11 protein-coding genes are annotated in these 13,090 nt (G+C 48.3%); 10 read left to right on the top strand and 1 reads right to left on the bottom strand.

Annotated elements, in window-relative coordinates; translation table 11 throughout:
• The first annotated feature begins 9 nt into the window (after nucleotides 1-9).
• From priA to AAA939_RS06800, 8 genes are all read left to right on the top strand, one after another.
• The gene (priA, locus tag AAA939_RS06765; protein ID WP_338210929.1) at nucleotides 10-2,427 is read left to right on the top strand and encodes a primosomal protein N'; all 2,418 of its coding nucleotides are present in this window, start codon (nucleotides 10-12) and stop codon (nucleotides 2,425-2,427) included.
• A gap of 38 nt (nucleotides 2,428-2,465) precedes the next feature.
• Entirely contained in the window at nucleotides 2,466-3,416 is a 951-nt protein-coding gene (gene fmt, locus AAA939_RS06770) for a methionyl-tRNA formyltransferase (protein ID WP_338210927.1), read from the top strand.
• Nucleotides 3,413-4,756, top strand: coding sequence for a 16S rRNA (cytosine(967)-C(5))-methyltransferase RsmB (gene rsmB, locus AAA939_RS06775; RefSeq protein ID WP_338210925.1), 1,344 nt, complete (start codon nucleotides 3,413-3,415; stop codon nucleotides 4,754-4,756). Before fmt ends, rsmB begins: the two co-directional genes overlap by 4 nt.
• Before the next feature lie 17 nt (nucleotides 4,757-4,773).
• On the top strand, nucleotides 4,774-5,523 hold the full coding sequence (locus AAA939_RS06780; protein WP_338210924.1) for a Stp1/IreP family PP2C-type Ser/Thr phosphatase: 750 nt from the start codon (nucleotides 4,774-4,776) through the stop codon (nucleotides 5,521-5,523).
• A complete protein-coding gene (pknB, locus tag AAA939_RS06785) occupies nucleotides 5,520-7,550 on the top strand; it encodes a Stk1 family PASTA domain-containing Ser/Thr kinase (RefSeq protein ID WP_338210922.1) in 2,031 nt (676 codons plus the stop codon). Before AAA939_RS06780 ends, pknB begins: the two co-directional genes overlap by 4 nt.
• A 96-nt stretch (nucleotides 7,551-7,646) precedes the next feature.
• On the top strand, nucleotides 7,647-8,543 hold the full coding sequence (gene rsgA / locus AAA939_RS06790; RefSeq protein ID WP_338210921.1) for a ribosome small subunit-dependent GTPase A: 897 nt from the start codon (nucleotides 7,647-7,649) through the stop codon (nucleotides 8,541-8,543).
• A 21-nt stretch (nucleotides 8,544-8,564) separates the two neighbouring features.
• Nucleotides 8,565-9,218, top strand: coding sequence for a ribulose-phosphate 3-epimerase (rpe, locus tag AAA939_RS06795; protein ID WP_338210919.1), 654 nt, complete (start codon nucleotides 8,565-8,567; stop codon nucleotides 9,216-9,218).
• Nucleotides 9,218-9,880: a thiamine diphosphokinase gene (locus AAA939_RS06800; RefSeq protein ID WP_338210917.1), complete on the top strand. Its 663-nt coding sequence runs from the start codon at nucleotides 9,218-9,220 to the stop codon at nucleotides 9,878-9,880. Before rpe ends, AAA939_RS06800 begins: the two co-directional genes overlap by 1 nt.
• A gap of 615 nt (nucleotides 9,881-10,495) precedes the next feature.
• On the opposite strand, the gene rpmB is transcribed toward AAA939_RS06800, so the two are convergent.
• A complete protein-coding gene (gene rpmB, locus AAA939_RS06805) occupies nucleotides 10,496-10,681 on the bottom strand; it encodes a 50S ribosomal protein L28 (protein ID WP_057707039.1) in 186 nt (61 codons plus the stop codon).
• Between the two features lie 237 nt (nucleotides 10,682-10,918).
• Here rpmB and AAA939_RS06810 point away from each other — a divergent pair, with 237 nt between their 5' ends.
• Complete coding sequence (locus tag AAA939_RS06810) at nucleotides 10,919-11,281, top strand: Asp23/Gls24 family envelope stress response protein (RefSeq protein WP_057707040.1); 363 nt, start codon at nucleotides 10,919-10,921, stop codon at nucleotides 11,279-11,281.
• Between the two features lie 36 nt (nucleotides 11,282-11,317).
• Entirely contained in the window at nucleotides 11,318-13,027 is a 1,710-nt protein-coding gene (locus AAA939_RS06815) for a DAK2 domain-containing protein (RefSeq protein WP_338210913.1), read from the top strand.
• Nucleotides 13,028-13,090: the final 63 nt, after the last annotated feature.

Below are 13,090 nucleotides of genomic sequence, written 5' to 3' on the forward strand. Positions count from 1 at the left end.
AAGACGAGTGTGGCACAAATTGCCCAAGTTTTAGTCGATGTGCCGACAATGCAGACGAATCGGCCGTATAGTTATCAGATCCCGGTGGCTTGGCAATCGCAAGTCACACCGGGAATGCGGGTCGTTGTGCCTTTTGGCCGTGGTAAGCGCCGGGTCCAAGGGTTCGTTTTGAAATTGGATGAAGCGACGAACTACGACGGTGACTTAAAGGCCATCGATACGGTGGTGGACCTTGCGCCAGTCTTAAATCAGGAAGCCTTAGAAATGACGGAGTGGTTAGCGGAAAGTACGTTTTCATTCCGAATCACTTGTGCTCAGACAATGCTCCCGGCCGTAATGCGTGCAAAGTATGAAAAGCAGTTGCGCGTGACCGCTCAAACGACGAGTACCGTTCAGCAGACGGTCTTCAAAGACCAAACGGAAGTGCCGTTTGACGATGTTGCGACGACGCCTAAAGCGGTGAGTGACCTATTGCGGTTACAAGCTGAAGGACAAGTTGACGTTTATTATCACGTTAAAAATCAGGCCCGTCGCAAAACGCAGCTGGCCGTTAAACCGCTTCTGACACCTAGTGAGCTCACGGAAGCTGAAGCTGATGTCCGGGCGGGGGCGACCCAACAATTGGCGTTACTGAAAGGCTTAGCGACGTTAAACGGGGAAGTGCTCGCACAGAAGGCCTTTACCGAACGTTTTGGTGTCAGTGAAGCCACCATTCGTGCGGGGGCTAAAAAGGGTTGGTTAGAAAAAATTGCCGTGGAGGTCTACCGGGACCCTTACGCAACAAGCGATATTAAGCCAACTAAACCGTTAAAATTAAACGATGAACAACAAGTTGCCGTCGATCAGATCGTCACGGCGATTGAGGCACCGAAAACGACGACTTTTCTATTAGAAGGTGTCACGGGTAGCGGGAAGACCGAGGTTTACTTGCAATCCATGGCGGCCGCCCTAGCACAAGGCAAGACGGCCTTAATGCTGGTGCCAGAAATTTCGCTAACGCCGCAGATGGTCAACCGTGTGAAGGGGCGTTTCGGTAAAGCCGTTGCGGTATTGCACAGTGGTTTGTCCAGTGGCGAAAAGTACGACGAGTGGCGCCGCATTCAGCGTGGCGAAGCGCAAGTCGTTGTGGGCGCTCGCTCAGCGGTATTTGCCCCACTTAAAAACCTGGGCTTGATCGTAATGGATGAGGAACACGAAAGTACTTATAAACAAGACGATGCGCCACGTTATCATGCGCGCCAAGTCGCATTGTGGCGGAGCCGGTACCATAATTGCCCGGTCGTTTTAGGCTCAGCGACCCCGTCCCTTGAGACCCGGGCACGGGCCGAAAAGGGCGTTTATCAGCGGTTACTACTAGCTGACCGGGTCAATCGGCGGCCCATGCCAAGTGTGTCGATCATTGATATGAAAAAGGAAATGCAGCAACACGCTGAGAGTAACTTTTCAGCGCCATTACTAGTTGCATTACAGGACCGCTTGGACCGCCACGAACAGAGTGTGTTAATGTTAAATCGACGGGGTTACTCGTCATTTGTGCTCTGCCGTGACTGTGGGTTTGTCTTAAAGTGTCCAAATTGTGATATCTCATTGACACTGCACATGGACACGCACACGATGAAGTGTCACTATTGTGGGCATGAAGAAGCCATTCCCCGGGTATGTCCGAACTGTCACAGCCGACAAATTCGGTATTACGGGACCGGGACTGAAAAGGTTGAAGAAGAATTACGCGACTTGTTACCGGACGCCCGTATTATTCGAATGGATAATGATACGACCCGTAAAAAGGGTGCGCACGCTAAGTTGTTAGCGCAATTTGGGAGTGGCGAGGCTGATATTTTAATTGGGACGCAAATGATTGCGAAGGGCTTAGATTTTCCTAACGTGACCCTCGTTGGCGTGCTCAACGCGGATACCGCCCTCGGCTTGCCTGACTTTCGGGCGAGTGAACGAACCTTTCAGCTGTTAACGCAAGTCAGTGGTCGGGCTGGCAGGGCCGAAAAGACGGGGCACGTCTATATTCAGACGTTCAACCCGGACCATTATGCGATTCGATTTGCCAAGCACCACGATTACGAAGGCTTTTTCAAGTATGAAATGCGGATGCGGCACCAGGGGGGGTACCCGCCGTACTACTTCACGGTCCAAATTACGGCGAGTGATTTAGACGAAGCGGTCGCCGCTAAGCGAATGTACCAGCTATTACAGTGGTTACGGCCACGGTTAGCACCCAATACGATTATTTTGGGGCCGACGCCTAAGCCGATTGCCCGTGTCAACCGGCGCTATTATTATCAAATTGTGATTAAATATAAACAGGAACCTAATTTAAAGCAGACCTTGACGACCCTGTTGCACGAAACGCAAGTTCAGCAGCGTCAAGGTCTCCAGATTGGCATCGACGTGGAGCCATTACACTTCATGTAACGGTGCCGTTATTTTGGAACGTACGGAGGAATAATTTAATGACATCAATCGTATTTATGGGGACCCCGCAGTTTGCGGCCCCAATTCTAGAAAGTCTCATCAAGGAAAAATATCAGGTCTTAGCCGTTGTGACCCAACCGGATCGCAAGGTGGGGCGTAAGCACATCTTGACCGCGTCCCCCGTTAAACAGGTGGCTGTGGCGCATGATATTGAAGTCTTACAACCCGAAAAAATCGGTGGCAGTCCTGAAATGCAACACATTATTGATTTGCAACCGGATCTAATCGTGACCGCAGCGTTTGGACAATTCTTACCAACCAAGCTTTTAAAAGCTGCTAAAGTTGGCGCCATCAACGTTCACGGGTCCTTGCTACCGAAGTATCGTGGCGGTGCGCCGGTTCAATACTCAATCATTAACGGCGAAGCTGAAACTGGGATTACCATTATTTACATGGTTAAAAAGATGGACGCTGGGGACATGTTAGCCCAACAAGCGATTCCAATCGAAAAGACCGATGATACCGGAACGATGTTTGAAAAACTCAGCGTTGTCGGGCGTGACTTACTGTTAGCAACGCTACCAAAATTGTTAGCTGGCGAGTTGACGGCGACCCCTCAGGACGAGGAGCAAGTCACTTTTTCACCAACCATCAAACCAGAACAGGAAGAACTGGATTTCTTTAACCAAACGGCGACTCAGATCGACGACCAAGTTAGAGGGATGCGTCCCGCCCCAATCGCCTACGCGATGCTCGATGGTAAACGGACCAAGTTCTGGGACGTGACACCACTTGACGAGCAGGTGACGCAAGCGGCTGGACAAGTGGTCCGCAAGACCAAGCATGAGCTCGTTTTAGCGGCAGCTAGCGGAACGGCCTTAGCGGTTAACACGATTCAACCGGCAGGAAAACCAAAAATGACAATTACGGACTTTTTAAATGGGTCAGCGGATAAATTCGCGACCGGAGAGCAGGTTATTAGTAAATGAGTACAGTAGACAACACACCCCGCTGGTTAGCAGTGGCAGCCTTAGCAAAAATTAAAGATGGCGCTTATTCCAATTTGCAATTGAACCAGATGATCAATAATCACACGATGGATCGTCGTGATATCAATCTGCTGACGAACATGGTTTACGGGGTCATCCAACACCGCATGACCCTCGAATACTGGTTGAAGCCCTTCGTACGCCACCCTAATCAGATCGATCCTTGGGTCAAAGAATTACTATTGAGTGCGGTCTACCAGTGGCAGTATTTGGACAAGATTCCACAACGAGCCGTCTTTAACGAAACGATTGAAATCGCCAAGGTCAAGGGGCATCCCGGAATTCGGCGGTTTGTGACCGGTGTGTTACACCAAATGGATCGTAGCGGGTTACCTAGTTTTGACGATATTAAAGACCCCGACGAACGTTTGAGTGTGATGTACAGCATGCCAGTTTGGTTAATTGATGAACTTCGAGATCAACTCGGTGCCGATAAGATGGTCAGCATCTTGAAGTCACTCAACCAGCCCGCTAAACAGTCCCTGCGCGTTAACCCAACCGTTTCGACCGTTGAAGACGTGCAGAGCGCCTTGGAAAATGATGGCCTGACCGTTGAAGCCAGCGAAGTGTCACCACTAGGCTTGATCGTCACTGAGGGGCAAGCCATTAACACCGAAGCCATGCGTTACGGGATGTTTACGGTTCAAGATGAAAGTGCCCAGCTAGTGGTTCCCGCATTAGACGTTCAACCAGGCGATAAAGTCTTGGATGCTTGTGCTGCGCCGGGTGGGAAAACGACCCAGATTGCGGCTGAACTGGATGCGGATCAGGGCGGTGAAGTTGTTGCCTTAGATATTCACGCTAATAAAGTAAAATTAATCGGCGAAAATGCCGCTCGCATGCACGTTGCGGACCGCGTCGCGGCAACGGAACTCGATGCCCGTAAAGTTGGCACTGAATTTGGTGACGAACACTTTGACCGGATTCTCGTTGATGCGCCTTGTTCAGGATTAGGCCTTATTCGGCGGAAACCTGAAATTCGTTATGAAAAGCAGCTCAGCGATAGTATGAATCTGCAAAAGATTCAGTTGGCGATTTTATCAGCGGCAGCCCCAACCTTAAAAAAAGGTGGTATCATGACGTATAGCACTTGTACGATTTTGCGGCAAGAAAATCAGGATGTGATTGAGCAATTCTTGGCAGCACACCCCGATTTTGAGTTGCAGATGACGCCAACGAAACAAGCTTTAAAAGTGGATCGGGATGTTAAAACATTGTCGATTTATCCGGACGATTACATGTCAGACGGCTTTTTCATTGCTTGTTTGCAAAAAAAATAACGGTGGAGTGGTGAACAGTGGATTTTGCATACCGGTCGGATATTGGCCAACAACGTGAAGAAAATGAAGACTACGTCGGCGTTTTTAAGAATAAAGCGGGGATAAACTTCGCCATCGTCGCGGACGGTATTGGCGGACACCAAGGTGGTGACGTGGCCTCTGAAATGGCCGTGTCACACATGGGGTATCGCTTTGAAAATACGACTTTTGATCAGCCAACTGATGCAGTTAAGTGGCTTGCAAATGAAGTTCAGGACGAAAACCAGCACATCATTGAAAAGGCCCGTGAGTTTTCGGACTTAAAAGGGATGGGGACGACCATGGTGGCGGCCTTACTCTTTGATGACGAATTCTTAATGGCCAACCTCGGTGACAGTCGGGGCTACCTGTTCCGTGAAGGTGAGTTACACCAGTTAACGGAAGACCATTCCTTAGTGAATGAACTCGTTAAACGGGGCGAAATCTCAGCTGAACAAGCTCGCAAACACCCGCAAAAAAATATTATTACCCGGACACTCGGTATTTCGCCAGATGCGGATATCGATACCAACTTATTTGAAATGGCCGCCGGGGACCAGTTGCTACTCTGTTCTGACGGTTTAACCAACATGGTGCCGGATGATCAGTTAGCAAGCGTTTTGAAAGCGACTGATCAAACGGCAGCTCAGAAGTGCGAAACTTTAATCAAAATGGCCAATGCGGCTGGGGGACTAGACAATATTACCGCCTTGATCGTTGCGGTAGATGGTGAGGTGGCCGGTAAATGACACCCAACTATACCCTTAGCGGACGATATCGAATCGTTCGGTCATTAGGTGAAGGTGGGATGGCCAACGTTTACTTGGCACACGACTTAATCTTAGATCGCGATGTTGCGGTCAAGCTCTTGCGTTTAGACTTGCGCGATGATCCAAAAACCATTAAACGGTTTCAACGCGAGGCCTTAGCGACAACGGAATTAGTGCATCCGCACATCGTTAGTCTGTACGATGTCGGTGAAGAAAACGGTATGCAGTACCTTGTTATGGAGTATGTTAAGGGAATGGACCTGAAGAACTACATTAAGGAAAATTTCCCGCTGCCGTTACAACAAGTCATTGATATCATGGAGCAGATCTTAAGTGCTGTGGCCACCGCCCACGCGCATAATATAATTCATCGGGACCTCAAGCCCCAAAATATTTTGATTGATGAACAGGGCAACGCCAAGATTACCGATTTTGGGATCGCGGTGGCGTTGTCCGAACACTCGATGACCCAAACGAATACGATTTTAGGCTCCGTCCACTACCTCTCGCCAGAACAGGCTCGCGGTAGTATGGCCACGAAACAGTCTGATATCTATTCGTTAGGCATCATTTTGTATGAAATGTTGACGGGATCGGTCCCGTTCAAAGGTGAAACGGCGGTTTCAATCGCGTTGAAGCATTTCCAAAATGCGATTCCGTCCGTTCGTGATTTTGATGCTGACATTCCGCAGGCCTTAGAAAACGTTGTTTTACAAGCGACGGCTAAGGACCCGCGGGATCGCTATACCACGGTTGAAGACATGGCCTCGGATTTACTGACCACGTTATCAACGACGCGAACGGGTGAAAAACGGTTTATTCCAGCTGATTTGAATAATGATGAAACACGGATTATGCCGAGTGCGGATATCCAGGCCGCCATTAAGGCGAATCAGGATGGTAAAACCCAGGTCATGCCGCGTAATCCAGTGTCAAAGTCGGCCGAAGTTCAGCCAAAGACGCCTGAATCTAAACCGGCGCCAGATGATGACGAGCCGTTACCGACCCGGTCGTGGTCTAAACGACACCCGTTACGCCGGCGCATCATTATTTTTGGGAGTATCTTCGTGTTACTCGTGGTCGCCATTGTCATTGGCTTAGAGTTGAGTCGGCCTCAGTCGACGACGGTTCCTAAGGTCACTGGCATGTCACAGGCCGCGGCAACGAAAGTGTTGGCCAAGCATAATTTGTCAGTCGGCAAGGTGAAACGTATTAAGAGTAACCGCGTTCGCACGGGACAAGTCATTAAGTCCGACCCGGGCAGTAAGACGATTATTTCTCAGCACGCGCGGGTTAACTTGACCGTTAGTAACGGGGCTAAAAAGATGAGCTTTGGCAACTACGTCAACGAAAGTTACCGAGACGTTCGGCAAACGTTGAAGTCAGCTGGTTTTAATGTCCAGGAACGGTTCAGTACTTCGGACGTTGCGGAAGGCCAGATTATTAGCCAGGACGTGGTCGCTGGAAGTACCGTATTGCCAACCGCCACGACGGTCACTTTTACGGTCAGCGCGGGGAGTCGCTACGTTGAGTTGAAAGATTTAACGGGTGAGAGCCGGACTGACATCGTGAACTATGCACAGTCAAATGATTTAAACGTGAACTTTAAACGGGGCTACTCGTCTGACCAAAAGGCGGGGTATTCTTATGATCAAACGCCGGATGGTGGCAACAACGTTCGGGCCGGATCAACGATTACCGTAACCATGTCACGTGGGAGTCAGCCCAGTGGTCAGGGGACCCCGGCAAACTTTTACGTGAAGTTGACCTTGCCGTACAAGTCATTGACCACAACGGCGACACCCGCAAATGATGTCAAAATTTATTTGCAGGATGACAATCACGTATTGGGAACGCTGTACCGAGACGTCGCAATTATGCACGATACCCGGGTCAGTTTGCCGTTTGAACTGAGTGGTAACACAAAGGGGCGTTATCGCATCGTTCGCAACGGGGTCACCATTAGTGATAAAGCCAACATTACCAGTAAAGATGCAACAAATTAAAATAGTAAGTCATGCGCAGGCATGACTTTTTTTGGTACAATAGGGACAGTTATTTAGAAGTGGACCGTACCAAATCAAGAATAAGGTGGTGCTAATTTGAAAATTGGACAAATTCGACAGTCATTAAGTGGGTTTTATGACATTTATTCAGACGGTCAAACGTATCGAACCCGTGCGCGCGGAAACTTCCGTAAGCGTAAAATTACCCCGTTGGTTGGGGATCAAGTAGAATTTGAGAGTACGACGTTACAAGAAGGCTACCTTTTGAAAGTATTGGACCGGCAGACACAGCTGGTACGGCCACCAGTGGCCAATGTCAACTTAGCGGTCGTTGTAACCGCGACAACGAAGCAGGAATTTTCGACGAACTTGTTGGATCGTCAACTAGTGGCGTTAGAAGTGGCGGGAATTCAAGCCGTCGTTTACTTCGCCAAGACGGACTTGCTAGACGATGAGACCTACGCGCAACGGGAACAATTGGCACAACGGTATCGCCAAATCGGCTACCCGGTCATTATTGATCGAACGGCTTTTTCAGAAGCGTCATTAACGGCGATTAAACAGGAGATAGCTGGGCACGTTGCGGTTGTCATGGGTCAAACGGGGGCCGGTAAATCGACCTTGTTAAATCACTTACAACCAGGTCTAGATTTAGCGACTGGTGAAATTTCTCAAGCCTTGAATCGTGGGAAACATACGACAAGAAAGGTCAGTCTGATTCCTATCGCTGACGGGTTGGTCGCTGATACACCTGGATTTTCGTCGTATGAAGTCTTTGACATCGCTGCTAACGAACTCACGCATTATTTTCCAGAGTTCGTTCAGCTTGGACAAGACTGTAAGTACCGGGGTTGCGTGCACATTAACGAACCGCACTGTGCGGTCAAGAAAGCGTTAGCCGACGGTGACGTTTTGCAGAGTCGTTACGATAATTACCTCCAATTTTACGAAACAATCAAGAATAAAAAAGTAATCTATAATAAGAAAAAATAAAACGAAAAGTGAGTGAGACTGATGATTAAAGTTGCCCCTTCAATTTTAAGCGCGGATTTTGCTAATTTACAACGCGACGTTCAACTGGCAGAAAAGGCCGGTGCGGATTCGATCCATATTGATGTGATGGACGGTCAGTTTGTCCCCAACCTATCTTTTGGGATGAAGACGGTCGCTGATTTACGTCCGGTGACGTCATTAACGTTAGATTGTCACCTGATGATTGTTGAACCAGAGCACTTTGTTGAGCAATTTGCGAAGGCCGGTGCGGACCTGATTGGGGTCCACGTTGAGAGTACGCGGCACATTTACCACGTTCTCCGATTGATCAAACAGGCGGGTGCCAAAGCCGAAGTCGTTGTTAATCCTGGAACGCCATTGAGCATGATTAGTGAAGTTTTACCCTTAGTTGATCAGGTCTTGATCATGACGGTTAACCCTGGTTTTGGTGGGCAGCATTTCTTAGAACCGATGCTCACAAAAATCAAAGCACTTGCAGCAATCAAGCAAGAACACGGCTATGATTTTGATATCCAAGTCGACGGTGGTATCAATGCCACTACTGCTAAGCAGTGTTATGACGCGGGTGCCACGGTTGCCGTCGCGGGCTCATTTGTTTTTGATAGTGCGGATCCAGCAGCTCGGATTCAAGATATCAAAGTGGCGACGAACTAATGACAACAACGATAAACCTACTAGTGGGTGGGCCAATGGCAAATTGGCCGGATCACTTAGAACGGATTCCTGGTCCCTGGGTCGGTGCCGACCGGGGAGCGTTACGACTAGTTAAGCTGGGGATTAAACCAGTGATGGTCGTTGGGGATTTTGACTCGATTACCGCGTCAGAATTGGCGACGGTCAAGGCTGCTTTGGCCGGTGCGGTCATTGTGAAGCCTGACCAAGACCATACGGATACGCAGTTAGCACTAAAATCGATTTTCGAACAGTTAAACCCAGATGAAGTTCACGTCTATGGCGCGACCGGTGGACGACTGGATCATTTATTAGCTAACGTTTGGTTAGTCTTAGATCCATTCTTCCGTCAATGGGCTCCCAAGGTCAAACTGATAGATCGTCAAAACACTGTCGAATACTTTTTACCAGGGGACTATCAAATTCATAAGGAACCAGATAAAAAGTACTTGGCCTTCGTTCCGTTGATGCCAATGCACCTAACACTTCCCGATGAGAAGTACCAGTTGCAAGCCGACCATAACGACTATCCAATTTCGTGGGCCAGCAATGAGTTCGTCGGGACGAGTGGTCGTTTCAGCTTTGATCAGGGTGTCTTAGCCGTCATCCAAAGCCGGGATGAAGCCTCTGCTCGGCACGAATAGGTAAACGTGAGGTGCTTCACCGCTGCGGCGGACAGAACTGGCGTGCTATGGGGGACGGTTTCAGCCAGAGTGCGGTCTGAAACCTCAATTCAGAGCCGACAGACCACGTCTCTGAATCGCCCCACAATATCAGTCGGCAAGAAACCGCCGACTAATATTGCCGACACAGCACACCAATTCTGTCCGCCTGCGCTAAAATAGCGTTACGATTGTTAGTGCTTCAAAAAATATTGAATGATCGGAGGCTGTCACTGATAGCATCGGTCGTGAAGGTGGCCTAAAACCGGTGTTTTTCCGGTTTTAGGCCACGGACGGTCCGGGATAATTGTGGTTTTTGCAATGAGTCCGGGCGAGGGGCAAGACGTTTCTCAGGCTTGGCCCGGTCCCGCGAGCGCATGTTATCAGTGGCAACCGGATTAGATTAATCAATCTGAATACATCAGTACTTTTTAGATAAATGCAAAAAAAGATGGCCCCCAAGAAATGAATTCTTAAGGGCCATCTTTTTTGGATGGAATGCTCAATTATAAAGTTTATAAAAAAGTATGCCGTCAAACGTGATTTTAGGTAACAAAAAACGCCAGGCACAAAAAATTGTGGTGGCGATTTGTTGCGCTAAACGCGCGTTACTTTACCTGATTTCAAAGTCCGAGCTGAAACCCAAACCTTCTTTGGTTTACCATCAACTAAAATGCGAACTTTTTGCAAGTTAGCTTTCCAGCTGCGGCGGCTGTGGTTTAAGGCGTGAGAACGCGTGTTACCAAAGTGCGTCCGCTTACCCGTAACGAAGTCTTTTGCCATGTTGATCTGCCTCCTTCGGTAATCATTGATAAAAGGTCGTTGCTTTATCATTCACTTGAATAATTTATCATAGTTTAATACAGGTTGCAATACATTTCTATCAAGTAATTTTACTTTACTGCTAAATTCCTACGCTGCGGGCTTTCAATAGCACGGTCGCTTGATTTTTCTTTCATGGGTTGTTGTGCTATGATAAACTATCGTAAATGAGCGCGTTAAAACAAGGAGGCTATTTTCATGGCTGTCAAAATCAAAACGCAATTTGGAACAATCGATATCGATAATGATGTTATTGCGACGGTCGTCGGCGGTGCCGCGACGGATAATTACGGGGTTGTCGGCATGGCTAGTCGTAATCAAATTCGTGATAATTTAAATGAAATTTTACGCCGCGAAAATTATGCGCGGGGTGTCGTCGTTCGTCAAGAAGACAACGGTGTCGCCATTGATGTCAATGTCATTGTTAGTTATGGCACTAAAATTTCAGAAGTTTCACGCAATGTCCAAGCCAAGGTCAAATATAATTTGCAAAACATGCTTGGCGTTACGGCCAATTCGGTCAACGTCATTGTCCAAGGTGTGCGGGTAATGAACGACTAAATTGAAGTTGGTGTAAGCCAAGGAGGAATTTTGAAATTGAAAATCACCACGATTACTAACCTTGAATTTGGCAAAATGGTGCAAGCTGCTTCTCAAAAGCTAAACCAACGTGCTGAGTTCATTAATTCTTTGAATGTCTTTCCGGTACCAGATGGTGATACCGGGACTAATATGAGTTTGTCCATGGCCAGTGGGGCGAAATACGAACGTGAAGAGACCAGTACCCAGGTGGGTGACTTGGCTTCAGCCCTTGCTAAAGGTCTATTAATGGGTGCGCGCGGGAACTCCGGCGTGATCTTGTCACAAATTTTCCGAGGCTTTTCTAAAAATGTTGCCGGTAAAGCAACGTTAGACGCCAATGATTTGGCGGAAGCCTTCGCAGCTGGCGCTCAGACGGCTTATAAGGCCGTTATGAAACCAACTGAGGGAACTATTCTGACTGTCATCCGGGAAGCTGCTGGCGCCGGTAAAAAGGCCGCTAAGAGCACTGACGATATTTGTGAGGTTATGGTCAAGGTCGTTGAAGCAGCGGAAGCCGCATTGAAGTCAACGCCTGATTTGTTACCCGTTTTGAAACAAGTCGGGGTTGTGGACTCTGGTGGTCAGGGCCTAACTTTTGTGTTGGAAGCTTTTAGTGACGCCTTAAGTGGTAAAGTCGATGAATCTAAAGACTACGTCCCAGCCGACGCTGAAATGGATTCCATGATCGACGCTGCCCATCACCAAAGTGTTCAAGGTAAATTAGATCCTAATGATATCAAGTATGGTTACTGTACTGAAATCATGGTTCGAATCGGCGACGGTAAGCTTGTCGATCATGAATTTGACTATGACACTTTCTACGACTACTTAGCAAAATTAGGTGATTCGTTACTCGTCATTAACGATGATGAAATTGTTAAGGTGCACGTGCACACTGAACATCCTGGCGATGTGATGACTTGGGGCCAACGCTTCGGTGCGTTGATCAAAGTTAAAGTGGACAACATGCGTTTACAACAAGAAACTATCATGGAACATGACCAAGAAGAAACGAGTGCTGAAAACAAAGTGGCCGCAGCGGAATCCGCACAGCCACAAATTGACATGCACGGGTATGCCATTATTTCCGTTTCATCTGGTGATGGGATTGCCAAACTCTTTACGGGCTTAGGTGTGACTCACATTATCGCTGGCGGTCAGACGATGAACCCAAGTACGGCGGATATCGTCAAAGCGGTCAACGACAGTGGTGCCAAACAAGCGCTCGTCTTGCCAAACAACAAGAACATCTTCTTAGCTGCTGAACAGGCGGCGGAAGTGGCTGACGTTCCGGTTAAAATCGTCCACAGTAAGACGATTTCGCAAGGGATGACGGCGATGTTGGCGTTTAATCCAGAAGCCGACTTGGAAGATAACCAGGCCGAAATGGAAGACACGCTTGATACGGTTATCAGTGGTCAAGTGACCCACGCGGTTCGGGACACGACCATCGACGGCTTGGAAATCAAGAAGGCTGACTATATGGGCTTAGTGGACGGTAAAATCGTGATCACGAACCCTGACCGTGAAACGGCAACGTTAGATATGGTGAAAGCCATGCTTGATGAAGACAGCGAACTCGTCACGATTATTTATGGTGCGGATGCCACTAAGGCGGATGCGGATAAATTGGCGAAAGCTGTTCAAGCGTTAGATAGTGAACTTGAAATTGAAATTCACGAAGGTGACCAACCGGTTTACCCATTCTTGATTTCAGTCGAATAAAGTTAGCTTAATTAAATAGATCATGCAGATTGGGGTTGGGCTTGTTAAGGTGCCAGTCCCTTT

Source organism: Lactiplantibacillus paraxiangfangensis (assembly GCF_036246185.1).
GTDB lineage: Bacteria > Bacillota > Bacilli > Lactobacillales > Lactobacillaceae > Lactiplantibacillus > Lactiplantibacillus paraxiangfangensis.

Excerpts from the sequence above, each read along its gene's own strand:
- fmt (WP_338210927.1), top strand. The coding sequence starts at position 2,466 with ATGACATCAATCGTATTTATGGGGACCCCGCAGTTTGCGGCCCCAATT.
- rsmB (WP_338210925.1), top strand. The coding sequence starts at position 3,413 with ATGAGTACAGTAGACAACACACCCCGCTGGTTAGCAGTGGCAGCCTTA.
- pknB (WP_338210922.1), top strand. The coding sequence starts at position 5,520 with ATGACACCCAACTATACCCTTAGCGGACGATATCGAATCGTTCGGTCA.
- rpe (WP_338210919.1), top strand. The coding sequence starts at position 8,565 with ATGATTAAAGTTGCCCCTTCAATTTTAAGCGCGGATTTTGCTAATTTA.
- AAA939_RS06800 (WP_338210917.1), top strand. The coding sequence starts at position 9,218 with ATGACAACAACGATAAACCTACTAGTGGGTGGGCCAATGGCAAATTGG.
- rpmB (WP_057707039.1), bottom strand. The coding sequence starts at position 10,681 with ATGGCAAAAGACTTCGTTACGGGTAAGCGGACGCACTTTGGTAACACG.
- AAA939_RS06810 (WP_057707040.1), top strand. The coding sequence starts at position 10,919 with ATGGCTGTCAAAATCAAAACGCAATTTGGAACAATCGATATCGATAAT.